The sequence below is a fragment of the Tumebacillus amylolyticus genome, from assembly GCF_016722965.1.
GTDB lineage: Bacteria > Bacillota > Bacilli > Tumebacillales > Tumebacillaceae > Tumebacillus > Tumebacillus amylolyticus.
This window is the reverse complement of record NZ_JAEQNB010000004.1, coordinates 424,249-449,432: the sequence shown is the minus strand read 5'-3', so window position 1 is coordinate 449,432 and position 25,184 is coordinate 424,249. Positions and strand designations below refer to the sequence as shown.

Here is a 25,184-nt window from a genome sequence, read left to right as displayed (position 1 = left end):
CAGGGTAGACGGGGACAAATTTTGAACAAGGACATACTAACAAAAAAGGAGGTGTCGCCCATGTCCTGTTCCAACCACCCCGAACGGGAGGCCATCGTGGAGTGCATGCTCTGCGCTCGTGGCATCTGCCCGGAGTGTGTGCCGGACGATCCGTCGCACGCTTGCTCAGAGGCGTGTCAGAGCGAGACGGCGCAGATGAACTGGCGGTTGATCGGGTTGCCGTCGGCGTGCTTCTACTAATAAGATAGCAAAAAGCGGACATCCCTCCCGGTCGTCCGCTTTTTTGTCGTACAGATTGGCTGACTTTGTTGATTTTTATTCGGACTTTCGCCCAACCCTCCCCTCATATGCTTCTTCCACAACCATTCTGAGTGCCCGAGGAGGCTCGATCACGATGGGCGGGGAGCCGCTGGCGTTCTTGCTTTTGATCGTCGGCTTACTAGGTTGTCTCTACTTGCTGGCTCGCAATGAGATCGGTACCGAAATCCACGATGAGAAAAGCTGAATCCCCCGCACGGTGGATTCAGCTCTTTTTTCAAACATGCACTTACTTATAGTGGCCGCCGATCTTCCCCGCCCGCTCCAACGCCTGACCTGCCGAAGTCAGGGAAGCGGCGCGCATGACGGCGGTCTTGCCGAAACGGTCCTGCAAGTTGTCAAGCGTGTACGCGAGCCGTCGCTCTCGCTCCCAGTCGCGAAAGAGGTCGAGTTGTTGAACCGAGTCGTCCACCAAGTTGTCGACAGAGACGCCGATCGAGCGCACCGGCGATCCGTCCCAGTGCTGGTGAAACAGTTTCCGCGCCGCTTCGTAGAGGTCGCGTGTCATGTACGTTGCGTCCGGCATCGTCCACTGGCGGGAGAATCCGCCCATGAAGCCTTTGTACCCGCACATGATGTTGATCGTGCGCCCCCGCTTGCGCATCCGACGCAGACGGCGTCCTACCTCCTCCGCCAGTTCCAAGAGCACGACTTCGACCTCCTCCGCCGACTCGTAGTCGCGCGGCAGAGTCATCATGTGCCCGCAGCCTTTCATATCCTGACGAAACGTATTCGGCGTCACCGGGCTGTAGTCGATGCCGTTCGCCGAGAGATGGTACACTTCGCCGACGATCCCGAAGCGTTTCTTCAAGAGATGCAACGGGTAGTTCGCCAGGTCGCCGATCGTCACCAAGCCTCGGCTGTGGAAGTGCTTCTCCATCCGAGAACCGACGCCGAACAGCTCACGCACAGGCAGACGGTGCATCTCCGGTTCGATGTGCTCCGACGTCCATTCGTGGATGCCTTCCGGTGCTTTCTTGGCCATCGTGTCGCAGCAGACCTTGGCGCAGAGCTTGTTGTACGAGATGCCGACCGAGCAGACCACGCCCGTCTCCTCCCGCACCAACTCGCGGAACTTGCGCGCCACTTCCCACGGACCTCCCCAGAGCTTCTCCGTCCCCGTCACATCGAGAAACAACTCGTCGATGGAGAATACCTCCACCTGCGGCGTAAATCGCTTGGCGATCTCCATGATGTGCATAGACACTTCGATGTACGTCTCCATGCGAGGTCGCACGAGGATCGCTTGCGGGCACTTCTGCCGCACTTCCCAGACAGGATCGACCGTCTTGATCCCAAACGCCTTCGCTTCGCGACTCGCCGCGAGCACGATGCCGCTGCGTCGCTCCGGGTCTCCGCAGATTACGACCGGCTTGCCCCGCCAGCCTGGATTCTGCGCCTGCTCGACGCTCGCGTAAAAAGAGTTCATATCCACCAGCAAAATTTGCCGCTTATCCGTTAAACCATACCGTGACATATACTTACCCCCATTAAAAGGAGAACGTGCGTTCCTGTAGTATTGTCTTCATTATATGCGAACGGATGTTCTTTATGCAAGCAAAAAAAAGCTGTTGCAACGATCTGCAACAGCCTGCTTTATTTCAAGAACCTACACGTTTAAACCGAATCGGCAACCCCTTCGGCGGGATCTGACGCTGTTCATCGTGATAGATGAAGACGCCGAGCAGGTACAGACCTGCCATCGCCACCAGCGCCGCTCCGTCCACCCAAGGCCCGTAAAAGCCCACGAGATTCATCGGATGCGAGAACATCGACACCCAACCGGAGAGGATCAAAAGCAGATGAGTGTCCCATGTCGTTCCGTGTGAGAATTTATACAGCAAAAAAGCGAACGCCGGCCCGTGGATGCACAGCATGTGCCAGAACGCCTCGCGGAACCGCCGCTCGCGACGGAACCCGCGCGCTTGCTCGTAGCCAAGCATCCCCATCGACAACGCCGCACCCGTTCCGCAGACGATCGTCGCCACGTCGAGCGTGATCATCGCGCCGTAAGACGTGCCGAGGAAGCGCCATACCAGAAACGGAACCAGCAAGACTTTTATTAAGATAAACAGGACGATGACGACCTGTGCCGTACCTGCGCGAAGCAACAACTTCCACATGCTCACTGGGCGATCCCCCTTTGTCCACGTCCATATATCCTATTCGGCACGGGGACGAGGTAGACGCCTAAGTTTTTTGTGAGGTTCGTGCTTCCTCGATGTAACCCTTTTCAGAAAACGCTTACAAACAAAAAAGTGCCTGACCAGGACGTCCCCCGGTCAGGCTAAGTATGATAGGAGTGGAGAGAAACCAGAACTAAAGCTTACAACTACATTGTATGCAAGCCCAGACTGGTTGTCAATACACTTTTCAGAGATTTTGCAATAATTCCGCGAATCCCGGGAAGGAAACGTCCACCGCTTCCCAATCGCGGATCGTGGCAGCACCGTCTGCTACCAGAGCCGCCACTGCCATCGACATCGCGATCCGGTGGTCGTGGTGCGTCTCGATAACAGCCCCGCCACGAAGTTTCGCGCCGCCGCGAATGCGCAGACCGTCTTCCAATTCCTCGACGTCAGCGCCGAACTTGCGCAGTTCGTTCGCCGTGGTCGCGATGCGGTTCGATTCCTTGACTTTCAGCTCCGCTGCGTCCCGAATCTCCGTCACGCCCTCCGCTTGCGTCGCCGCCACCGCCAGAACCGGCACTTCGTCGATCAAGCGCGGGATGATCTCCCCGCGTACCGTGGTCGCCCGCAATTGACTGCCGCGCACGCGCAGGTCGCCGATCGGTTCGCCGCCTTCGAGACGCTCGTTGAGCACTTCGATTTGCGCTCCCATGTCGAGCAGCACATCGAGAATCCCGGTACGGGTCGGATTGAGACCCACGCCGCGAATCGTCACGTCGGAACCCGGCACGATCGACGCCGCCACCAGCAAGAACGCCGCCGACGAGATGTCGCCCGGCACGTGGATATCGGTCGCCGTCAGACGCGAACCGCCCTGTACCGTAATGAATCCCTCGCGCTGACTCACTTCCACGCCAAACGCTTGCAACATGCGCTCCGTATGGTCGCGGGACGGCTCCGGTTCGCGGACACCGGTCTCCCCTTCCGCAAACAGACCCGCCAGCAGAATGCCCGACTTGACTTGGGCACTCGCAACCGGAGACTCATACTTGAACGATTTCAACCCGCCTCCGCGCACAGACAACGGAGCCAGTCGACCGCCGTCCCGACCGTCGATGATAGCGCCCATCTCACGCAGAGGCGTTGCGACGCGCCCCATCGGACGCTTGCGAATCGACGCATCGCCCGTCACGGTGCAATGGAAGGGTTGTCCCGCCAAAATGCCCAGCATGAGACGCGCCGTCGTGCCCGAGTTGCCGACATCCAGCACGTCGGTCGGTTCTTGCAAACCGTTGAGGCCCACACCGTGTACGGACAGCTCGGTCGCCGAATGTTGCTCGATCTGAACGCCCAGCTTGCGGAAGCAATCCACTGTGCTCAGACAGTCTGCTCCCGGCAAAAAGCCGGTGACGCGCGTCACGCCGTCTGCCAGCGCGCCGAACATCACCGCCCGGTGGGAGATCGATTTGTCGCCCGGCACCGTCACGATGCCGGACAACGTGGTCACGGGTTGGATTTGTTTGTCCATGTCCAACTACCTCTCTCTCTGAAAAACGACTTGAACTAATCGCGGAAATACACCTGAAAACCGTTGATCAACAGGACGTGCGCCCCCTGCTCCATGTCCCGCTTGCTGCGGTAGGAGAGCAAGACTTGCCCGTTGTCTTCTTCGCGGCTTTCAATCAGGCCGACGCCGTTCAAGTTAATACCGTGGATGCCCATCAGCGTCGCCACTTTCCCAATCAGACCCGGCTCGTCGGCCGCGTCGATGGAAATCTCATACACGGAGCGCACCGCCCCGCGCAGTTTGGTCGGAAGCGCATCGCGAAACTCCGCCGCTTCATGGAAGAAGCTCTGAAGCCCAAGCCCCTCACTCTCTCCCAACTTATCCAGCAGGTCCGCCACGCCGCTTTGCCAATCCAACAACAGGTCGCGGATCACATCGCGATTGCTCAAGACGATGTCGCGCCACATCGCGGCATTGCCCGACGCGATGCGCGTCACGTCACGAAAACCGCCCGCCGCGAGCTTGGTGTACAGCCCGCCGTGCTCCGGATGTCCGGAGAGACGCATCACCTGATCGACCAACTGCGCCGCGATGATGTGCGGCACATGCGAGATCGCCGCCACCACACGGTCATGCAAAGCGGGTTGAAGCACCAACACTTGCGCCTTCACCGATTCGATCGCCGCCGCCAGTTTGGAAAAAGCGCCTTCGTCCGTTCCGTCCGGCGGCGTCAACACGTAGACGGCGTTCTCGAACAGCCTTGCGTTGGCCGCCCTGACTCCGGACTTCTCCGAACCTGCCATCGGGTGCCCCCCGATAAAGTGTACCCCCGGCGGCAACAGACGTGCCGCTTTGGCGCATACTTCCGCCTTGGTGCTGCAAACGTCGGTGACGATGCAGCCTTTTTTCAAAGGCAAGGTGGACAATTCGGACAGCAGTTCGCACGTCTGGCGCACCGGAGCGGCGAATACGATCAGATCGGCGTCGACGACCGCGTCACGCAAGTCTTCGTAGGCCGCGTCTACAACTCCGAGTTGCACCGCAAGTTCGCACGAGGACGGGTTGGAATCGACGGCCGCAAGTTGGCGCACCGCTCCGTTCTCCCGCAAAGCGAGCGCCAGAGAGCCGCCAATCAACCCGCATCCGATGATCACAGCCTTGCCAAACAACTCGGTCCCTTCCGTTCGAGCTCTCTCCACCGCGGGCCGCATGAGACTAGACCTTGGCCCCGCTTTGGCGGAGCGGCGCTTTCAGCGAAGCGGCGAAATCGACCAGTTCGCGTTTTTTCACTTCCACGAGTTCGCTGTCACCCGCCGCCAGCGCTTCTGCAATCGGGCCGACACGCTTCACCAGCGCACTGCCGACGATCACACCGTCCGCATAACGGCCGATGATCTCCGCCTGCTCCGGGCTCCCGACGCCAAATCCGACCGCTACCGGCAGATTCGTATGTTGCTTTACATTCGCCACGATCTGCGGCAAATCCTCGTTCACCGTCTCGCGGACACCCGTTACGCCAAGCGCCGCCACGCAATAAATGAAGCCTTGGCCTTGGGCACAGAGTTTGGAGATGCGTTGTTGCGACGTCGGCGCGACGAGCGGAACGAGGTCGACGCCGTTTTTCGCTGCAGCGGCCAGCGCTTCTTCGCTTTCTTCGAGCGGCAAGTCCGGGATAATCACGCCGTTGGCTCCGATCTCACGCGCCGTTTCGAAGAAGCGCTCCACGCCCCATTGGAACACGGGGTTGGCATAGGTGAACAGCACCAGCGAGGCTTGGACTTGCGGACGGAGACGGCGCACCATCTCCAACACGTCCGGCATGCGCACTCCGGCATGCAGAGCGCGCAGAGCCGCTTCTTGGATCGTCGGACCGTCCGCCAGCGGATCGCTGTACGGGATGCCGATCTCGATAATGTCCGCTCCGATGCGGTCAAGTTCGAGAATCAATTGCTCCGTGATCTCAATCGACGGATCGCCTGCGGTCAGGAACGGGATGAACGCTTTCTCTCCGCGTTCTTGCAGGCGTTTGAACGTTTCTGCGATCGAACTCATACGTCAATCCCTCCCAATGCCTGTGCTACGCTGTGTACGTCTTTGTCGCCGCGCCCGGAGAGGGAGACGACGAGAATGTGGTCGTTTGGCAACGTCGGCGCCAATTTGACGACCTGCGCGATGGCGTGCGAAGATTCGAGCGCCGGGATGATGCCCTCCACGCGGGAGAGCAGTTGGAACGCGTCCAACGCTTCGTCGTCTGTGATCGGCACGTACGTCGCACGCTTGGTATCCGCGAGGTGCGCGTGCTCCGGCCCGATGCCCGGATAGTCGAGACCTGCCGAGATCGAGTGCGCTGGTTGCACTTGACCGTACTCGTCTTGCAACAAGTACGTAAGCGACCCGTGGATGACGCCCGGACGACCCAATGTGATCGTCGCGGCGTGTTCTTCGGTGTCGATGCCCTTGCCTGCCGCTTCCACGCCGATCAAGTTCACCGATTCGTCGTTCACAAACGGGTAGAAGATCCCCATCGCGTTCGAACCGCCCCCGACGCACGCCACGATGGTATCGGGCAGACGGCCTTCTAGTTCGAGAATCTGCTTGCGCGTCTCGTCGCCGATGATGCGCTGGAAGTCGCGCACGATCATCGGGTACGGGTGCGGTCCGACGACAGAGCCGATGATGTAGAACGTATCTTCGACATGCTCGACCCAATGGCGGATCGCTTCGTTCGTCGCGTCCTTGAGCGTGCGGGTGCCGGACTTCGCCGGGATCACCTCAGCGCCCATCAGCTTCATGCGGAAGACGTTGAGTTTCTGACGCTCGATGTCTTCCTCACCCATGAACACGGTGCATTCAAGACCCAGCAACGCCGAGACGGTCGCCGTCGCGACGCCGTGTTGACCGGCACCCGTTTCTGCGATGACGCGCTTCTTGCCCGTCATCTTCGCGAGAAGCCCTTGACCGAGGCAGTTGTTGATCTTGTGCGCCCCCGTGTGGTTGAGGTCTTCGCGCTTGAGGTAGATCTTCGCGCCGCCCAGACGCTCCGTCAGGTTCTTCGCGTAGTAGAGCGAAGTCGGACGGCCCGAGTAGACGTTCAAATAATAGCGGAGTTGTTCGATAAACTCCGGGTCTTTCGTATAGGTTTCGTAATCGCGCTCGAGTTGTTCCAGCGCGTTCATCAGCGTTTCCGGGACGAACTTGCCGCCGAACTTGCCGAAGCGTCCGCGTTGATCCGGGGTCTTGGTGCTCATCGTTGTTCCCTCACTTTCGTAACGAATGCTGTGATTTTTGCGAGGTCCTTGACCCCTTGTGTTTCAACGCCGGAGGAAACATCCACCCCGTCGGTGGAATGAGCGGCCAGCAGGTCGCCCACGTTGTCCGGGTGCAGACCTCCCGCGATGAAAAGCGGAAGGTCTTGTGTATACGCACGCAGCGCGGGAATCGCGTCCCACGGGAACTTCTCTCCCGTGCCGCCGCGTTCATTGTCGAGGAGAACGGCATCCACCACATCTGTGTACGCCGCGAGCACGGCATCGCGCTCGTCGTTGTGAACGCCCCATGCTTTCCAAATCTGCAAGTTCGTGCGCTGTCTCAACTTCCGGCAGAATTCCGGCGACTCGTCGCCGTGCAGTTGCAGAACGTGAAGTCCTGCCACCTCTGCGGTGTGCAGAAGCCCTTCCACCGTCTCGTTGACAAAAACGCCGACGCGCGCCGGGCCGTCGGCTTTTTTCTCCCCGAGGTCTGCCGCCTGTTCAGGAGTCACCTGCCGCTTGCTCTTGGCAAAAACGAATCCGATATAATCGGCTCCGAGTTCCTGCAGTCGTTCATATGCTTCGCGGGTCTTGATCCCGCAGACCTTGATCTTCGTCATGAGGTCACACGCCCCAACAACACATCCACCGAGGGTGCAATCTCCGGATCGCGCATCAGCGTCTCGCCTACGAGGATCGCCGCCGCACCCGATGCTTTGACCGAGCGCACGTCGTCATATGTGACGATGCCGCTCTCACTGACCAAAAGCGTCCCTTCCGGCACGCGCTTTGCGATGCGGGCGGTGGTGCCGAGGTCGACGGTGAAGTCGCGCAAGTCGCGGTTGTTCACACCGAGCAACGTCGCGCCGGCTTCGAGCGCCCGTTCCAACTCCGCTTCGTCATGCACTTCAACCAACACATCGAGCCCGATCGACGACGCCAACTCGGAGAATTGACGCAGTTGCTCTGTGCTCAGAATCGCCGCAATCAACAACACACAGTCTGCACCGATCAATCGCGCTTCATAAATTTGCTTCTCGTCGATGATAAAATCCTTGCGCAGAATCGGCAGGTTGACACTTGCGCGAATGTTGCGCAAATAATCTGCATGACCTTGGAAAAACTGCTCGTCGGTCAGGACGGACAGGCAGGTCGCACCTGCACGCTCATAGGTCGTCGCGATGACCACCGGGTCGAAGTCGGGGCGGATCACGCCTTTGGAGGGAGACGCTTTTTTCACTTCTGCGATCAGACCCACATACTCCGAAGTCTCCCGCAGTGCCTTGGCAAACCCGCGAGTCGGCGGAAGTCCCGCGATCTGCTCCAAGACGGCGGAAATGTCAAACGTACTCGCGAGTTCCGCCACTTCCTGCCGTTTCACCTCTACAATTCGATCCAGAATCATCTACGCCAACTCCCTTTCCTGTGTCACTTGCTGCGTCGTAATCGCCAATTGTTGCAACACAGCGAGCGCGCGTCCGCTGTCGAGAGCCTGCTTGGCCAACTCCACCCCTTCGCGGATCGAAGAGGCAAGGCCTGCGACATAGATCGTCGCGCCTGCGTTAAAAGCGACGACGTCCCGCGCCGCCCCGTAATGGCCTTGCAAAACGTGGCGTGCAATCGCCGCATTGGTCACCGCATCGCCGCCGCGCAGTTCTTCGATGGCATGGCGACTCAGGCCGACTTCCTCAGGAGTCAGCGTGAACACGTCGATGACGCGTCCGTCGCGAACTTCGGCGATCTTGGTCGAGCCGGTGACGGTGATCTCATCGAGACCGTCGAGGCCGTGGACGACGAGCGCGTGTTCAGCGCCGAGATCGGCGAGGACGTGCGCCATTTTCTCCACGAGGTCCGGGTGGAAGCAACCGATCACTTGGCGCTTCGCACCTGCCGGATTGGTCAACGGTCCGAGCACGTTGAACACCGTGCGGAAGCCCAGTTCCTTGCGCGGGGCAATCGCGTGCTTCATCGCCGGATGGTAGTTCTGCGCAAACAGAAACGCGATGCCGACCTGCTCCAAGCAGTGCGCCGCTTGCTCTTGCGTCAGCGAGATCTCCACGCCGAGCGCTTGCAGAACGTCCGCGCTGCCCGACTTCGACGACACGGCGCGATTGCCGTGCTTCGCAATCGGAACGCCCGCCGCAGCGGCTACAAACGACGCCGTCGTCGAGATGTTGAACGTCTCCGCTCCATCTCCGCCGGTGCCGCACGTATCAACCAGACCGCCCAGCTTCGACTCTACCTTGGTCGAGAACCGGCGCATCGCCCGTGCGAACCCCGTAATCTCCTCCACCGTCTCGCCGCGCATGCGCAAAGCGGTCAAAAAGCCCGCAATCTGCGCGTGCGTAGCTTCGCCGCTCATGATCTGCTCCATCGCCGACTCCGCCTCATGCGCCGTCAGCGTCTCTCCGTTTATCACTGCGAGCAATGCCTGTTTCATCCTCACTCGACTCCTCTCAACTCTGCTCTCTCGTCTCATCTCTTGCTCAAAACTCTACGAAAAAAGGTCAGAGCGTATGCTCTGACCGTTAGGACCAGGAAGAAAGGTACGCAGATGGATACACCCATCCCGTACATATCAGCTCGGCTCTACTCGTCTCGGCTAAACTCACGCTCATCTCGGCTCATTCAGGAAAAAAGAAACTTGCTCTCAGCTACTACTCTCAACTAATTCCTCTGCTTAACTATATTAAATGATACCGAGTGTGAGCGATTCCGTCAAGCCTATTTTTTCGCGAGGTCCGGTCGCAGGGCGACTGCACCGCGCAGATAGACGTGTTGAATTTCTGCTTGGCGCTTCGTTGTGTTGATGTGCATCATCACGCGAATGCAAAGCGGCAGCGCGTTCGCCACGTCCACTTCCTGCGCCCCGACCAACGGCACGTGCGACCAGCCGTCAAACGTTCGAGCGGCACTCGCCGGAAACGCCGCGTCGAGGTCCGGGGTGCTGGTGAACAGACAGGAAGCGATCTCCTCCGGGTCTACCTCATTTCGTTGTACCATCTCACGCAACAGCTCGCGCGTGGCTTCCCGAATTTCTTCGGCGTCATTGGCGGTCACCGTGGTCGCGCCACGGACACCGCGCATGCGGATTGGATCAGAGAATGTCATGTCGGCTACCCCCTTTTCCGTTCGATCACGGCTCGCACCGTCTCTTCCGGTACATCCTTGTCGATCACAACACTGCCTTTGCCTGTCAGCAAAACAAACGTAAGCGTGCCGCCGGTCGCTTTTTTGTCCTGACGCATCGACGCGATCAGTTCATCGGCCGACAGTTTGGCCGGGATGCGGGTCGGCAGGCCCGCTTTTTCTACGGCGTCCTCCACATCTTCGGCGACCAGCGGCGTACACAGCCCCAACTCGACGGACAGTTCCGCCGCCGCGACCATGCCGAGTCCGACGCACTCCCCGTGCGTATACTCGTACTCCATCAGCCCTTCGACCGCATGTCCAATCGTGTGCCCGAAGTTCAAGATCGCACGCAAGCCGTTCTCACGCTCATCCTCGGCGACGACCGACGTTTTCACACGGCAAGAACGAGCGAGCAATTCCGCCATCACCGCATCGTCCACGCGCAGAATCTCCTCCACATGCTCCAAGATCCAGTCAAACAGCGCTCCGTCTTGGATCAAACCATGCTTGATCGCTTCTGCCAACCCGGAACGCAACTCGCGCACGGGCAACGTTTTCAGCGCTTCCGTGTCATAGAGCACCGCAAGCGGTTGGTGGAACGCACCGATCAAATTCTTGGCATGTGCCAAGTTGACGGCGACTTTGCCGCCGACGGCACTGTCATGAGCGAGCAACGTCGTCGGCAATTGCACGAAATCCACACCGCGCATGTAGGTTGCCGCGATGAATCCGGCAAAGTCGCCCACCACGCCTCCGCCGAGTGCCAAAACGACAGATCGACGGTCGAGCCCGGCACGGTACGCCGCTTCATACGCTTCGGTAGCCCGCTCCAACGACTTCGATTCCTCGCCCGGCGGGATGATGTACACATCGTAGGTGAACCCGAGCTCCATGAGCGAAGAGGTCACTTTTTCCAAATGCCCTTTGCTCGCCACGTTCTCATCGGTAATCACCAAGTGCTTCGAAGAAGTCTTAACCCCCAACTCCTGCAAAAACGTCCCTGTTCGTGCGAGCACGTCAGGTCCGATGACGATCTCATACGGTCGTCCGGCGACTTCTACCCGTTCTCGAATCATTAGCGGTCACCGATCTGTTGCAGGTAGCTCGCCAAGTTGCGTTGGATTTCCTCGACCGAATCGCCGCCAAACTTCTCCAAAAACGCTTGAGCCACCACCCAAGACACCATCGCTTCGCCGACGACACATGCGGCCGGAACGGCACAGACGTCCGAACGCTCGATGGTGGCGCGGTACGGTTCCTTGGTGCGCATGTCGACCGATTCGAGCGGCTTGTACAGAGTTGGGATCGGCTTCATCGCCGCGCGCACGATCAGCGGTTGACCGTTGGTTACGCCACCCTCCAGGCCGCCGGCACGATTGGTCGGACGGTAGTAGTCGCCCTCGCGGTAGTTGATTTCGTCATGGACTTCCGAGCCCGGACGACGGGCTGCTTCAAAGCCGAGACCGATCTCCACGCCCTTGATCGCTTGGATGCTCATCACCGCTTGCGCCAGACGGCCGTCGAGTTTGCGGTCGGGGTGCGAGTAACTGCCTAAGCCGATCGGCAAGCCGGTCACGATGACTTCAAAGATCCCGCCAAGTGTGTTGCCATCCGCCTTCGCTTGGTCGATCGCGGCGATGATCGTCTGTTCGACTTCCGGGTCTGCCACGCGAACTTCCGATTTCTCGGCGCGCTCGGCGATCTCTGCGAAAGTGCCTTCAAACTTCTCGACTTTGATCGGGCCGAGTTCCACGACATGCCCGTAGACTTCGATTCCGAACTGCTTCAATAATTGTCGCCCGATGGAGCCGACGGCAACCATGGTCGCCGTGTTGCGGGCACTCGCCCTCTCCAGCACATTGCGAATGTCTTCTTGGTTGTATTTGAGCGCACCCGCGAGGTCTGCATGACCTGGGCGCGGCTTTGTGATTTCGACGACGCTCTCATGCGGTTCGCCCTCAATCGCCATCTTCTCCGACCAGTTTCTCCAGTCTTTGTTGTGAATCGTCATCGCGACCGGTGTGCCCATCGTCTTGCCAAAGCGCACCCCGCTCAAGATGTCCACGCGGTCCGTCTCGATCTTCATCCGGCCGCCTCGTCCGTGCCCCTGCTGTCTTCGCCACAGTTGTTGGTTGATAAACTCGATCTCCAGCTGCAAATTGCTCGGCAGCCCTTCTACAATCGCGGTCAACGCCGGACCGTGCGATTCTCCTGCTGTCAGGTATCTCAACATCTCTCTCTCGGCTCCTCTCCATCACTGTCGCGCTTTAAAGCAAGATAAAACTACTTCCCATTATAAAACGGCGCTCTCGTTTTCGACAAGAGCGCCGCTGGAATCTACTTACATGTTGTAGTTCGTGAGGGTGTGCAGAGCCAACTTCGCCGCCGCCTCCACGTCGCGCAGGTCGACCATTTCCGAAATGGTGTTGGAGTAGCGAACCGGAATCGACAGACCGCCGGTCGGCACGCCGTCACGCATGGTCAACAGTGCGCCCGCGTCGTTGGAGCCGTCCGGGAACACTTCGAGCTGATGCGCGATGCCGTTCGTTTCTGCGAGGTCGAGCAGGAAGTTTTTGATGCGCGGCGGGACGATGAAGTTTTTGTCCATCAGCTTCACGGCGACGCCGTGACCGAGTTTGACTTCCACGCGGCCAGCACCCGGCGTATCTCCCGTGCGCACCGTGTCAAGCACGAGTCCGAAGTCCGGCTCCAGACCGAACGCCGCCGGTTTGATCCCGCGGTTGCCGACGCCGTCTTGCGTGGAGAACACAAGAGTCACATCATGCGGTTGCGAGCCGAGGCCTTTCAGCACTTCGACCGCTGCAGCGCAACCTGCACGGTTGTCCATCGCTTTACCGACCAGTTTGTCCGGGGAAAGTTCCAGCACGCGTTGCGAGAGCGTTGCAATGTCGCCGAGGCGCACCCATTGCTTCGCTTGTTCAGCCGAGGTAGCCCCAATGTCCACGAACAGGCCGAAGAACGTCAGGTCGCCCGGTGCGTTCGCGCTCTCTGCATGCACCACGCCCACGGTGCCGTTCGGGAATTCGATGCGTTGGCCGACGAGGTACGCCGGTTGCAGGTTCCCTTGGATGCGCAGGTAGCCGTTGTCTTCGATATGGTTGACGAGCAGACCTTCTTCGTCCATGTGAGCGACGAGCAGCAGGTGTTTGCCTGTGTTGGCCGTACCCTTTTTGGTGACGATCAAATTGCCGAGCACATCCGTTTGGACAGAATCTGCGTACGGCGCGACCGCTTCCTGTAGGATGTCGCGCACGTTGTCTTCACGGCCCCACGGACCGCAGGCTTGCGAGAGGCGGGTCAAAAGTTCCTTCATGAGGTGAGTCCTCCTTGCTCCACGCTGCGCAGAAACTTCTCTACGAGCAAAATTGTATTCTCATAATCATCGAGCGAGATCATCTGAGACGGTGCATGAATGTAGCGCGTCGGCACCGAGACGACGCCCGCGAGCACGCCGGTGCGCGAGATATGGATACGTCCGGAGTCATTGCCGCCTGCAATCGTGTTGCGGAACTGATACGGGATGCCGGAATTCTCCGCAACTTGAACCATATGGTCGATGAATTTGCGATTGTGTACCGACGAGGAGTCCATCAGCGAAAGCGCCGGACCCTTGCCAAGCTCTGTAGCACGTCCGTGTGCAACTGTGCCCGGAATATCGGAAGCGAGGGTGCCTTCCAATACCAGCGAGATGTCCGGTTGAATGCGGTACGCAAGCGGTCCAGCTCCGCGCAGACCGATTTCCTCCTGCACGGCAAACGCGAACACGACCGGGATGTCGAAGTTCTTCTTGAGCGTTTCGACCATCACGGCGCAACCGACACGGTCGTCGAACGACTTCGACTTGGCGCGGCGTACCCCGATCTCTTCGTACTTGGTGGCGAAAACCGCGATGTCGCCCGGCTTCACATAGCGCAGCGCTTCTTCGCGAGTCGACGCCCCGATGTCGATGCGCAGTTCGTCGAGCGGAATCGGTCTGCGGCGCTCCTCGCCCGATTGATGGTGCGCAGGCTTGGAGCCGATCACGCCGGAGATTTGGTTCGGGCCGATCAGCACCGGCTTGGCGACGAGGATGCGGTCGTCGATGCCGCCGATGTGGCGGAATTGAATCATCCCGTCATGGTCGATCGCCGCGATCATGAGCGAAACTTCATCCATATGAGCGCAAAGCATGACTTTCGGGCCGGGACGGGTGCCGTGTTTCTCTGCAATCAAGTTGCCGAGCACATCGGTGTAGACATGGTCGACATGGTCCTTGATCTCTTCATAGATCACTTGGCGAATTTCATCTTCGAAGCCGGACGGGCCGACCGCTTCGGTCAGTCGTTTAAGTAGCAAGACAATCCCTCCACATACGCCCGGTCAATTCCGGCGATAAAATGGGCGAGCAGTTTCCCGGCGCGTTCGATGTCGCGGTAGCAGACCGTCTCCACCGAAGTATGCATGTTCTTGAGCGGGATCGAGACCAGTCCGGTGGCAATCCCCTCGCGCTGAATCTGCAACAAGTGCGCATCGGTGCCGCTGTCCGATTGGATATATTCATACGCGTACGGCATGTTCAAGGAGTCTGCCGTTTCGGTGAGGCTTCTCGTGATCTTCTGGTGGGAATTCGGTCCGAACAAAATCGTCGGGCCGCCGTCGAGCGGAAACGCTCCGTCTACCGGAGCCCCCGCATATTCACCGAACGTCACATCGATCGCGATCGCGATGTCCGGATTGACGCCAAACGCCGCAGGACCTGCGCCGATACGCCCGCGCTCTTCTTGGACGGTGCCGACCGCGTAGACGTCCACGCCGACTTTGAGGCGTTTGAGTTCTGCAAGGCATTCCAGAACAGCCGCAACACTGGCGCGGTTGTCGAGCGACTTCGCCGCGATGCGGTCGTATTGAAGTTCAATCGGTTCGCGTCGGATCGTCACCGTGTCGCCGATGCGAACGTTTTCACGCACCATCTCTTCGGGCATGCCGAGGTCGATGAACAGGTCGGGAAGCGGTGCCGCTTTGCCCCGCTCCTCTTGTGAAGTCAGGTGCGGCGGTTTGGAGCCGACGATGCCTACATAATCACCGTGACGACCGTGTACGAGCACTTCCTGTGCCACTTGCGAGCGCGGATCGACGCCGCCGACGTTGGTCACGCGCAAGAAACCGCCTCGTTCAATTTTGGTCACCATCAAGCCGATCTCATCCATATGCGCTGCCAAAAGCACGCTTGGACGAGGGCCTGGACCGTCTCCGTCGACACGGGCGATCAAGTTGCCGATCTTGTCGATGCGAATGTCGGAGGTAAAGTGAGTAAGCGCTTCCGAGAACTGACGGGCGATGCCGTCCTCGTGTCCGGAGACGCCGTGATCGGCGAGCATCGCCTTCATCACAGCGCGAATGTTCAGGTCGCTCAAGATCTCAACCCCTTCTGAAGATAGATGAAAAAAGAACGGTCAGCACAAGTGTGTCTGCCGTTCGGGACTCTTATGTATGGGTCCAGTGCTATCGCTTGCTTTTCTCCGAGCGAAGCGGAGCCAACAGTTGCAGAGACAACCGGAAACTACGGGCATACAAAAACTCGCCGACCGCAATCGCAACGGCGGTCGAGACACAGCTCAAGACAAACAATCCGCTCTGCGGGGCCAGTTGGGCCGCGAGAGCCAGAGTTCCGTAAATCCCCAAGGTGGTGCCGGCTCCGAGCATCGAAGCATAGCCAAGGACGTCCAGAATCGCCCGCCCGGACAGGTGTGCCCGCACTTGCAGACGTACCCCTCCGTAGTAGAACACATATGCAACAGCTGCGACGATCAAGAACGTAAGCATGTCCACCCATCCCCTCTGCACTCTGTCCAAACAATATGTACATTCTACCAATCGTCTGAATCTTCGTCAACTCGGCTAAAAGCTTCCACCCCTGCACATACTACCCTCTGGAAAGGCAGGGATACCTCATGGAAACCAAGATGACCATCGGACAAGCAATCAACTATCTGGAAGCCAAGGGGTTCCTGGTCAAAGGCTACGGCTATCCGGAAAGCGACCATCTGCACAGCGCCCAGAGCTTCGCCGACCAATACCGCGTGCTCCAAGGCGACTACGACACGGGCATGATCGCCCCCATGCAGTTGGTGGATGTCGCCACGCAGATGCAAGCAGATTAGTAGAAAGAACCCCACTCCATTCACCCACAAAAAAAGCATCCCGCCACCACGGCCGGATGCTTTTTTCTCCTCTCCCTACATATCCTTCCTCGAAGAACCTCACAGAATGGGGGAAGCTTGTTGGAGACCAGACGATACAACCGCGTCTTGATCAAACTGAGCGGCGCCGCCGTCGCAGGCGGCGACGAGTTCGGGTTCGATTCGGATGCGCTCGAACATCTCACCCGCGAAGTCCTCTCCGTCGCCAACCTCGGCGTAGAAGTCGCCGTCGTCATCGGAGGCGGCAATATCTTTCGCGGGAACGTCGCGGAGAACTGGGGCATCGAGCGGGCCGAAGCGGACAACATCGGCGTCATGGGCACCGTCCTGAACTCGCTGATGCTTCGCTCCGTGCTCAAAGCCCGCTCTCCCTACGAAGTCCGCGTGCTCTCCGCCATCGAGATGAACTCCATCGCAGAGCCCTATATCCGTCTGCGCGCCATCCACCACTTGGAAAAAGGCTACCTGCTGATCCTCGCCGGCGGCACCGGGCAGCCCTTCGTCTCCACCGACTACCCCGCCGTGCAACGCGCCCTCGAACTGCGCTGTGACGCCATCCTCGTCGCCAAGCACGGGGTTAACGGCATCTTCACCGCCGATCCGAAGCTCGAACCCGACGCACGTTGTTACGAGACGATCTCCTACGCCGACGTCGTCGCCAACAACCTCAAAGTCATGGACCAAGCCGCCCTGCTCCTCGCCCGCGACTACCACCTGCCGCTCCACATCTTCGACATCGACAGCACCGGCACGATGGAGAAGATCTGCCTCGGGCACAACGTCGGCACGTATATCTCCCCCCAGACCACCACGCGCATCCTGTAAAAAAAGGGACACAACCGCAACGACGGCTGTGTCCCTTTTTCCAACTAAAAAATTACTTCTTCGCGTCTTCCCGCCCGGCGCGATGGGAGTCGAGATACCCGACGATCTTCTCCTTCAACTCCGGCACGTCGTTGGCGTACAGGAAGTCATCGTTGATCACCACGTACGCATATCGAATGCAGATCCCGCACCGGTCCAAGCAGTCGGCCGGTTCGATGGCGACTTCGGGATACGTCTTGATCAGCCAGTCGACCGTCTCGATGTCATCGAGGAACTGGTTGCTCGAACAAACTTCAATCGTGAACAGCTTCTCTTGCCCTTCCATCCCTCAACCTCCTTCGCGACGCAGTTTTTCCACCAATTGCTCCATATCAGCGGGCAACGGGGACTCGAAGCGCAGCCATTCCTTGGTCCGCGGATGCTCGAACCCGAGCACCTTGGCATGCAAAGCCTGACGCTCGATCCACGCCGCATCATCCCCTTCATAATACATGGCATCTCCAAACAACGGATGCCCCAGATGTTTCATATGTACGCGAATCTGGTGCGTTCGGCCCGTGAACAGCTTCAACTCCACCTTCGTCCCGCCCGGCTTGATCTGGCCCCCCGGCACGACGATGAACTCCTCGGGACCTGCCGACGAAAACGGGTAGCGTTCCAGCACGCGGTACGCCGTCCGCGCTTCTTGACCGTCCTTGCGCACTTTGCGCACGCGGCGGTCTTCGTCGGAACGTGCAATCGGCGCGTCGACCAATCCGCGCGCTTCTTCCATCACGCCGTGGATGATCGCTTCGTATACGCGCTCAATCGTGCGTTCCTTCATCTGCTCGCCGAGCAATTTGTGCGCGTAGTGGTTCTTCGCGACCACAATCAACCCCGACGTGTGCTGGTCGATGCGATGCACAGGACGAAAGCGTGCGCTCACCCCGCGCTGCTTCCAGTCATAAACGACACCGTTCGCCAACGTCCCCGTCCAATGTCCCGTCGTCGGGTGGACGATGAGACCGGCTGCTTTGTCGATGACCAACACGTCGTCATCTTCGTAGACGTTCGTGAACGGGATCGGCTCCGGCAAGATGTCCTCCGACTCTTCGGCAGGCAAGACCAAATTCAAAACATCTCCCGCCTTCAACCGCCACGTCAGCCACACATGCTCCCCGTTGAGAAGCACACCGCGCCCTTCAACCAGTTTGCGGATGAGTTTGCGCGACATCTCCAACTCGTCACGCAACACTTCCTTGACCATCTTGCCGGTTAGGTCTTCCCCGATCTCAAGCCTCGCCAACTCATCACTCATCCAACATTCGCTCCTCTGAAAAAAACACCCGGGCCCTCCGGCGCGGGTGTTCGTGTTGCTTACCAGACGGTGTTTTTCTTGTCCTGTTGTGCGCCGCCACGCTTGTCGCGGTGGACGATGGTGTTCGGTGCATCATGGTGCTGCCACTCAAAATGGTCGCGGGTCTGCTCACGACGAGCATCGTCCATGAGACGGCCGCAACGGGTGCAACGCGCTTCGCTTACGTGGTTCTCTTCATAACAATCCGTGCATTTGATCATCTTCATTCGATTTCCTTGCCTCCAAGCTCAAAAAATTCGCCGTTCACTTCATAGGTGACGCGTATGTTTGCATTCAACGACGCAGAAGCGGAGCAATACGTATCCTTGGACAGCACAATCGCCCGCTGAACTTTCTCCTGCGTCAGATCAGGTCCCTTCACAACTACATGCAGGGTGATGTCGGTGAAGCGTTGCGGATGCTGCTCTGCCCGATCGCCGTTGATTTCCATGCGGAACTCGTCCAACGTCAGCCGCATTTTCTCCAGGATCATCGAAATGTCGACGCCCATGCAACCACCGAGACCCATCAGCACCAATTCCATCGGACGCACGCCGGAATCTTCGCCGCCGATGTCTGCCTTGGCATCCATCGTGACGCCATGCCCGGACCCGCCAACCGCTTGGAACTTGCGCTTTCCTTGCCAATCGATTTGCACATTCACAGACGTTCACTCCTCTCCCACTCGTCGCGCTCCACCTGCATCATCACGGTGGGCACGCCATTTTGCGTGAACGCATGCACACTGCGGTAGCCGCACTTGACGTAACAACGCAACGCTCGTTCGTTGTCTCGCCGCACATACAACCGCACCCGTTTCACGTCAGGATCGGTAAACGCCACATCCAGCATGTGTTTCGTGATCTCCGTCCCCATGCCTTTGCCAAACAGCGCCCGACGTGCAATCAAGATGGAAAATTCCACCTCGACACGACTCTGCGCCGAGCCGTTCAGCCCGCAACGACCGATCAGCACTCCGTTATGCTCAATCACGAAAAACTTCGCATGTTCGCGGTTCAGTTTTTTCTTCCAGTAGGTCAGCAATTCGTCGAGCGTATACGGCACAAATGCCCGTGAATTGGCGATGTAGTGCAACTCTTCGTCGTTGTACCACTCCAAAAGTGACGGCACGTCGGCCATCGTCAGGGGACGCAGTACCCAGGTTCCTGTTGTCTGCATGCGCTCACGCTCCCTTCCCCGCGTATATCCCTTCAATTATACAGGACGCGGTGAATTTTGGGAACGTTCCTTTTGGATCTCTTCTATGAGGTACAAGTCGAGGTGGACACGGCTTTTTTTTCGGAAATTGTGGTTGATCGACCAGACGATGATCAAAATACACACGATTGCCGCCACCACCCACGACAACGAATCATGCGGAAAATACTTGCCCAACTGCGTACCGAAGATCAAGAACACGATCGGCGTCGTCGACGTAAGCAACGGCACGTTGCCGAGCATGTGCTGTTCGCGCACCAATTGCGCACGCATAAACCGCAATTCCTCATCCGACTTCTCGTTGTAATACCGGTACAGCCGTTTCACGAACCCGATTCGTTTGCCAAAATGTTCATCCATGACTCGAGGCCTCGACTCCAAGCTTCTCACCGCGCCGTCAACTCCTCTACCCGCCCGATTTCTACCCTTAGTGTTTTCAGGAAAAAAAAGACCATACCCGCGACGGCGGGCACGGTCTCATTTCTTAGTGATTTGGATTGGGTTCCGACAGCGACTGCACCATCTCCCAGTGGCAAACGACGCGGTTCTTGCCGTTTCGTTTGGCGTAGGTCTCGGCTTGGTCTGCTTTCTCGATCAAGTCGAGTACGTCCTCGGGATGGTCGAGGTCGTGGGACGCCACGCCGATCGACGCTGTGATCTGGTAGCGATTGCCCTCGATGGGGAGCGCACGCAAGTTGTTCAAGATCCGTTCCGCGACGATGCGTGCCGCCGAACCGTTGGTGTTCGGGAGGATGACAACCAACTCCTCGCCGCCAAAGCGCCCGACGATGTCGACGTTGCGCACGGAGCGTTGCAAAACTTGCGCCACCGCCCGCAGAACACGGTCGCCCTCGTTGTGACCGAAGCGGTTGTTGACTTGCGAGAAGTCGTCGAGGTCGATCATGAGGAACGACAAGTCGATGCCGTAGCGCATGATCTTCGTAAACTCCTCGTGCAAACGCTTCATAAAGTAGTTGCGCTGGTACAGCCCCGTCAAGTTGTCGGTGATCATCACTTCGTAGAGGATGGCGTTCTCGACGTTTGACGAGACCAGTTGGGCCAGCGACGTAATGAATCGCTTGTCCCGAACGGTGAACGGCGTCTGCAGAGACATTTTTTCCAGACACATGATCGCGATGACTTGTTGGTCGTGGGAGTAGACCGGGATGCCGTAGAGGTACGACATCGTCCCTTCCATCTCAACAGGACGCTCCGCTTCCAAGACGCTCTGGAAGACTTTCTCCACTTCACTGCCTTCGGTGAACGGAATCTCTTGCAACTGCTCGTTGAGATGCACTTGCTCGATGCGACCTTCGCTGATCTTGATGCTGAGGTGAATCTGGTCGAGCAAGAGGTTCTCGAACACGACGGCTGCCAAGTTCTCGCAGACCGTTTTGACCATGATCGACGAGGAGACCCGGCGGATGGCGTCGAGCAGAATCTCGTTGTCGGTCAGCGTGTCAATCATCTCTTGGCGCTCTTTGACGATGGCACGCGCCCAGTCTTTCAAACGGACGCCGCCCTCGGCGATCTTGACACCGGCACCCGGGTCATGCCCTTGCACGTCGCGTAACATCCGGTCAGTGATCGCATCGGCCGCCCGCACCATCTCCAAGTTGGTTTGGCGCATGTAGCGGTCGATTTCGGTCAAACGGCCCTGCTGATTCAGCTTGCGGTACCACATCAGCGCACGTTTGTAGTTCAAGTTGGCTTGCACAAACTGGTGCGTCAACTGGAACAAGCGGCCCAAGAAGAAGTGCGCACGGGCGAGGAATCCCACGTAGCCGGTGTTGTGAATCAACTGCTGCACTTGCTGACCAAGTTCCAACCCTTCGTGCCAGCGACCCGCCTGCAGCATCGCTTCGAGCAACAGCATGTAGCGCTTGATCCGCACTTCGTTGGGAACGCCCGGCTCGTCGACGAGCGGACGGAATTCCTCGATCACTTCTTCGTACCGGCGGTGCACGATCTTGTAGCGGGCACGCAGGAACTGCATCTCCGATTCAAACTTGCGCGTCTCGCAAATCTGCTGGATGATCGGCCACATCCGCTCGATCCGTCGGCGGTCGCCGCGCTCGCAGTAGATTTGGAACCAGAACAACCACGCGGTGTCGCGCATTTTCTGTTGGCCGTTTTTCTTGGCGGTGAGCGTCATTTTTTTGATGACTTGCACCGCTTTTTCATAGTCCTCGATGAACAGGAAGTGTTCGATCTCGTTTTGCAACAAGTAGGTGTCTTCGCCCTTGTTGACCGCGATGCCGGTCTCGCGCGCTTTTTCAATGTAGCGGTGCGAGTGGTACATGTCGCCGAGCATCCGGTAGATTTCGATCAAGTTGATGTAGGCGATCGCTTCCTTGGACTTGTCCCCCAAGTCGGCGGCGAGGCTTGCCGACTGCAAGTAGTAGTCCTTCGCTTTGAGCGGGTCATACTCTTGGAACCCGATCGCCATGCAGTTGTAGATGCCGACGAGCAACTGGCGGAAACTGTGATGCTCGGCAAGCGTGGCCGCTTCATGCAGATAGCGGGCGCGGTGCTCCCACGTAATTCCCGGCACGTACGTCAGCAACACTTGCAAGTTGTACAGCCACGTCACGTAATCCTTGACGTTCATCTCTTCGCGCAAGACCGGTCCGTTTTTCTGTTGGTAGTCTTCCAAGTCGCGGATGTAGGTGTAATTGCCCTCGGTTTCGATGTAGTACATCCCGAGGATGACCATCAGCGATTGTTGCACTTTGTGCGGCTGCTTCCCTTCGTGAACCAACTGCTCCATATACTGCACGAACGGCTCTACGCGGTGGTACGCCCCAATGTTGACGCGGTTCATCGTCATGTTGACGAGACTGCGGACGTTGCCGGTGCGCTTGTAGAGTTCTTCTTGGACGTCACTGGCTTCCGAGAGCGAGCCGGAAAGTTTCAAGAGCCGTGCCAAGTAGTGGTAAAACGAATTCGGGCACTTGCGGTCAGGCAAGTATTGGTACAGCTCAATCGCCTTGCGAATCTGCGCTTGCGAATCCAGCAACAAGTTGCGGAAGAAACTGCGGCGTGCGCCGAGGATGTAGCAGGCAATCGCCGGCTTCCACTCGCGGCCGCACTCCAACTGGTAGGCAATCTCCATATATTCGAGCGACCCGACGTCGAGCAGTCGATTCCCGAGCGCATGGTGCATCGCTTGGCGTTCCTCCGCCGGAATCGATTCATAGACGTGCTGTCGGACGTTCGCCGACGGGAAGCGGTAGTAGTTGTGCGTTTGAATCAAAAGCTCCTGCTCCGCCAAGCGATGCAGGATCTGCGTAAACTCCTGCGCCGTGCCGATGCCCACCGCCTTGGCGGCCGCTTCGATGACGAAAGCTCCCTTGAACATCGCCAGCACCCGACAGACTTGCTTCGCTTGCTCAGACATTGCCTCCAAGCGGTAGAGAATCAGCGACTCCATCGATTGCGGGATGTTCAGTTCTTCGACCGACGGAGCTTCCATATGCCAGACATAGCGCTGCAAGTAAATCTGACGCGTGTTCACCAAGTATTCGACCAGTTGCAACGCTTGACCCAACGTGTCGTTGGAATGGTGCGTCAACCACTCGATAAACTCGTCGCTCAAGAAACTCGCATCGCCAAAGCGCGACAGAACGCACTCACGAATCTGGTGAACCGGCAAGTTGTTCAAGTGCATCCGCTCTTGGAACAGCTCGCTGACTGCCGGAGTTTCTGATTCGGCGACGCCGATGATGCCAAACATCAGCTGCTCGTTGTTGAGCAGTTTTTTGAAAAACTGCACCGTCTCGGCGTCGAGTTGGTGAACATCGTACAATTCCAGCACGAACGGCTCGGCGGTCACTTCGATGACTTGGGTGAAGAACTCCAACAGCAACGCATCCGGCTCCAAGCGGTCGCCCTCGACATTGCCGACACCAGTACCGCGCACCACGGTCAACGCTCCCTCGGAGTCGCCCATCAACATATCGCGGTACTCAAACGCAATGCGCGAGATGATCTTCGCCAGCGGTCGCACGTACATATGCCCGACGCGCTCCAACTTCGGCACCCCAAAGCAGATCATCAGCAGTCGAACGGCCAGATCTTCAATCGTCGCTCCGGCGACACCGCTGCAATCTGCGGATACGCCGGACATCTTGAACATGTAGCGTCCGGAGACTTCGTAGATCAAGCGCTTTCGTCCGACACCCGGCTTGCCGGTGATCAACAGCGAGTTGCGCCCGCCCTGAATCTGGCGTTCGTAGAACAGCGACAACTGCGCCACTTCCTCGATGCGCCCCGTAAATTCCGGCGAGAACAAATGCTCGGCCCCGTACGTCTGGGCGTCATACTCGGTCGCCACTTCATGGCGCCCAAGCGTCCGTCCCAACTCCTCGATGATTTGCCCAATCCACTGGAAGCGCTTCGTCGGACGTTGGTTGATCATCTTGAGCACCATGCGGTCGAGTTGAGGCGGGATGTGCTGGTTGAAACGAGACGGCGGGTAGAGGGTTTTCTCCTCATGCGAGAACGGGAACGTCTCGGTGAGCACGTAATAGAACAGCACGCCGAGGTTGTAGATGTCGGTACGCGCATCAAACGGGCTCATCGTCATCAATTCCGGTGCAAAAAACTGCAACGACTCCGACGGTCCTGACGCGTTGTACAGCGACAAGGGTTGGTCGGTCAGCATCGTCATCAACTTGACACTTCCGTCCGGCAAGACCCAGACGTGCTCCGGGACGAGCGCCCCGTGCCACATCGTGCGGCTGTGCAACTGTGCAACCGCGTCACAGACTTTTTTGAAAACCTCGATCATCCCGGTCAAGGATTCTCCGTCCAAGTAGTGCAACAACGGGCGGGAACCAAACGGCGCTTCATACACGACCGAGCTCCCGTCGGGCCCGCTGTAAACGTCTACGATCTTCAGCATCGGCAAATCCGGGTCCTGTTGGAACAGATCTGCACGCAATTGTATCTGCTCATGACCGATAAACGAGACCAAGTGTGCAGGAAGTCTCAAGATCTGCACGGGACGTCCCGTCTCCTCGTCAAATCCGCGGTACAAATCTCCGAAATAACTGCTGCCGGAGAGCTTGTCGACGACGGTGTAACGAGACTCTGCAACTGTGGCCTTCCGCTCTGTCATGAAAATCACATCCATTCTCCGATACAGTCTATCTATCTTAATCTTAACACAAAGATTAATAAAAGTCATATAGCAGGAATGATATCTTACACATCGCGTTCCGAATCGCGCGACTTTTTCGATTGGCAACCTCTCATTTTCATCAACTG

Annotated in this window: 26 protein-coding genes; 3 read left to right on the top strand and 23 right to left on the bottom strand. The window is 58.2% G+C overall.

The features are described from left to right. Nucleotides 1–60 precede the first annotated feature (60 nt). Nucleotides 61–240 (top strand): hypothetical protein, encoded by a 180-nt coding sequence (locus tag JJB07_RS15165; RefSeq protein ID WP_201636483.1) that lies wholly within the window; start codon nucleotides 61–63, stop codon nucleotides 238–240. A gap of 307 nt (nucleotides 241–547) precedes the next feature. On the opposite strand, the gene JJB07_RS15160 is transcribed toward JJB07_RS15165, so the two are convergent. From JJB07_RS15160 to JJB07_RS15085, 16 genes are all read right to left on the bottom strand, one after another. Next, nucleotides 548–1,795 carry a DNA polymerase IV gene (locus JJB07_RS15160; protein ID WP_201636481.1) on the bottom strand — a complete coding sequence of 416 codons (1,248 nt, stop codon included), beginning with the start codon at nucleotides 1,793–1,795 and terminating at the stop codon, nucleotides 548–550. 124 nt (nucleotides 1,796–1,919) lie between these two features. Beyond that, on the bottom strand, nucleotides 1,920–2,447 hold the full coding sequence (locus JJB07_RS15155) for a hypothetical protein (protein ID WP_201636479.1): 528 nt from the start codon (nucleotides 2,445–2,447) through the stop codon (nucleotides 1,920–1,922). 244 nt (nucleotides 2,448–2,691) lie between these two features. Next, on the bottom strand, nucleotides 2,692–3,975 hold the full coding sequence (gene aroA, locus JJB07_RS15150; protein ID WP_201636477.1) for a 3-phosphoshikimate 1-carboxyvinyltransferase: 1,284 nt from the start codon (nucleotides 3,973–3,975) through the stop codon (nucleotides 2,692–2,694). Between the two features lie 35 nt (nucleotides 3,976–4,010). Then, entirely contained in the window at nucleotides 4,011–5,123 is a 1,113-nt protein-coding gene (locus JJB07_RS15145) for a prephenate dehydrogenase (protein WP_236588088.1), read from the bottom strand. Between the two features lie 46 nt (nucleotides 5,124–5,169). Next, nucleotides 5,170–6,006 carry a tryptophan synthase subunit alpha gene (gene trpA / locus JJB07_RS15140; protein ID WP_201636473.1) on the bottom strand — a complete coding sequence of 279 codons (837 nt, stop codon included), beginning with the start codon at nucleotides 6,004–6,006 and terminating at the stop codon, nucleotides 5,170–5,172. After that, nucleotides 6,003–7,202: a tryptophan synthase subunit beta gene (gene trpB / locus JJB07_RS15135; protein WP_201636471.1), complete on the bottom strand. Its 1,200-nt coding sequence runs from the start codon at nucleotides 7,200–7,202 to the stop codon at nucleotides 6,003–6,005. Before trpB ends, trpA begins: the two co-directional genes overlap by 4 nt. Next, nucleotides 7,199–7,822, bottom strand: coding sequence for a phosphoribosylanthranilate isomerase (locus tag JJB07_RS15130; protein ID WP_201636469.1), 624 nt, complete (start codon nucleotides 7,820–7,822; stop codon nucleotides 7,199–7,201). Before JJB07_RS15130 ends, trpB begins: the two co-directional genes overlap by 4 nt. Then, nucleotides 7,819–8,607, bottom strand: a complete 789-nt coding sequence (trpC, locus tag JJB07_RS15125) for an indole-3-glycerol phosphate synthase TrpC (RefSeq protein WP_201636467.1) — start codon at nucleotides 8,605–8,607, stop codon at nucleotides 7,819–7,821. Before trpC ends, JJB07_RS15130 begins: the two co-directional genes overlap by 4 nt. Next, entirely contained in the window at nucleotides 8,608–9,642 is a 1,035-nt protein-coding gene (gene trpD, locus JJB07_RS15120; protein WP_201636465.1) for an anthranilate phosphoribosyltransferase, read from the bottom strand. A 284-nt stretch (nucleotides 9,643–9,926) separates the two neighbouring features. Beyond that, a complete protein-coding gene (gene aroH, locus JJB07_RS15115; protein ID WP_236588087.1) occupies nucleotides 9,927–10,313 on the bottom strand; it encodes a chorismate mutase in 387 nt (128 codons plus the stop codon). A gap of 5 nt (nucleotides 10,314–10,318) precedes the next feature. Then, the gene (aroB, locus tag JJB07_RS15110) at nucleotides 10,319–11,410 is read right to left on the bottom strand and encodes a 3-dehydroquinate synthase (protein ID WP_201636463.1); all 1,092 of its coding nucleotides are present in this window, start codon (nucleotides 11,408–11,410) and stop codon (nucleotides 10,319–10,321) included. Then, on the bottom strand, nucleotides 11,410–12,567 hold the full coding sequence (gene aroC / locus JJB07_RS15105; protein WP_283809129.1) for a chorismate synthase: 1,158 nt from the start codon (nucleotides 12,565–12,567) through the stop codon (nucleotides 11,410–11,412). Before aroC ends, aroB begins: the two co-directional genes overlap by 1 nt. Nucleotides 12,568–12,675: 108 nt before the next feature. Then, nucleotides 12,676–13,668 carry a M42 family metallopeptidase gene (locus JJB07_RS15100; protein ID WP_201636461.1) on the bottom strand — a complete coding sequence of 331 codons (993 nt, stop codon included), beginning with the start codon at nucleotides 13,666–13,668 and terminating at the stop codon, nucleotides 12,676–12,678. Continuing rightward, nucleotides 13,665–14,690, bottom strand: coding sequence for a M42 family metallopeptidase (locus JJB07_RS15095; protein WP_201636459.1), 1,026 nt, complete (start codon nucleotides 14,688–14,690; stop codon nucleotides 13,665–13,667). The genes JJB07_RS15100 and JJB07_RS15095 overlap by 4 nt, the downstream gene beginning before the upstream one ends. Beyond that, nucleotides 14,672–15,748: a zinc-binding metallopeptidase family protein gene (locus JJB07_RS15090; RefSeq protein WP_236588086.1), complete on the bottom strand. Its 1,077-nt coding sequence runs from the start codon at nucleotides 15,746–15,748 to the stop codon at nucleotides 14,672–14,674. The genes JJB07_RS15095 and JJB07_RS15090 overlap by 19 nt, the downstream gene beginning before the upstream one ends. Nucleotides 15,749–15,836: 88 nt before the next feature. Then, on the bottom strand, nucleotides 15,837–16,157 hold the full coding sequence (locus JJB07_RS15085; protein ID WP_201636457.1) for a hypothetical protein: 321 nt from the start codon (nucleotides 16,155–16,157) through the stop codon (nucleotides 15,837–15,839). 128 nt (nucleotides 16,158–16,285) lie between these two features. Between JJB07_RS15085 and JJB07_RS15080 the strand changes: the two genes are divergently transcribed. Both JJB07_RS15080 and pyrH read left to right on the top strand, forming a co-directional pair. Further along, on the top strand, nucleotides 16,286–16,495 hold the full coding sequence (locus tag JJB07_RS15080; RefSeq protein ID WP_201636455.1) for a hypothetical protein: 210 nt from the start codon (nucleotides 16,286–16,288) through the stop codon (nucleotides 16,493–16,495). Between the two features lie 120 nt (nucleotides 16,496–16,615). Beyond that, the gene (pyrH, locus tag JJB07_RS15075) at nucleotides 16,616–17,359 is read left to right on the top strand and encodes a UMP kinase (RefSeq protein WP_201636453.1); all 744 of its coding nucleotides are present in this window, start codon (nucleotides 16,616–16,618) and stop codon (nucleotides 17,357–17,359) included. Nucleotides 17,360–17,411: 52 nt separating this feature from the next. Here pyrH and JJB07_RS15070 read toward each other — a convergent pair whose 3' ends face one another. From JJB07_RS15070 to JJB07_RS15040, 7 genes are all read right to left on the bottom strand, one after another. Next, on the bottom strand, nucleotides 17,412–17,684 hold the full coding sequence (locus JJB07_RS15070; protein WP_201636451.1) for a YuzB family protein: 273 nt from the start codon (nucleotides 17,682–17,684) through the stop codon (nucleotides 17,412–17,414). Nucleotides 17,685–17,687: 3 nt separating this feature from the next. Continuing rightward, the gene (locus tag JJB07_RS15065; RefSeq protein WP_201636449.1) at nucleotides 17,688–18,656 is read right to left on the bottom strand and encodes an RluA family pseudouridine synthase; all 969 of its coding nucleotides are present in this window, start codon (nucleotides 18,654–18,656) and stop codon (nucleotides 17,688–17,690) included. A gap of 59 nt (nucleotides 18,657–18,715) precedes the next feature. Then, entirely contained in the window at nucleotides 18,716–18,922 is a 207-nt protein-coding gene (locus JJB07_RS15060; protein WP_201636447.1) for a hypothetical protein, read from the bottom strand. Continuing rightward, the gene (locus JJB07_RS15055; protein WP_347338355.1) at nucleotides 18,919–19,359 is read right to left on the bottom strand and encodes an OsmC family protein; all 441 of its coding nucleotides are present in this window, start codon (nucleotides 19,357–19,359) and stop codon (nucleotides 18,919–18,921) included. Before JJB07_RS15055 ends, JJB07_RS15060 begins: the two co-directional genes overlap by 4 nt. Beyond that, on the bottom strand, nucleotides 19,356–19,874 hold the full coding sequence (locus JJB07_RS15050) for a GNAT family N-acetyltransferase (protein ID WP_201636445.1): 519 nt from the start codon (nucleotides 19,872–19,874) through the stop codon (nucleotides 19,356–19,358). The genes JJB07_RS15055 and JJB07_RS15050 overlap by 4 nt, the downstream gene beginning before the upstream one ends. A 36-nt stretch (nucleotides 19,875–19,910) precedes the next feature. Further along, complete coding sequence (locus tag JJB07_RS15045; RefSeq protein ID WP_201636443.1) at nucleotides 19,911–20,273, bottom strand: hypothetical protein; 363 nt, start codon at nucleotides 20,271–20,273, stop codon at nucleotides 19,911–19,913. 124 nt (nucleotides 20,274–20,397) lie between these two features. After that, nucleotides 20,398–25,035 carry a diguanylate cyclase gene (locus tag JJB07_RS15040; protein WP_201636441.1) on the bottom strand — a complete coding sequence of 1,546 codons (4,638 nt, stop codon included), beginning with the start codon at nucleotides 25,033–25,035 and terminating at the stop codon, nucleotides 20,398–20,400. Nucleotides 25,036–25,184: the final 149 nt, after the last annotated feature.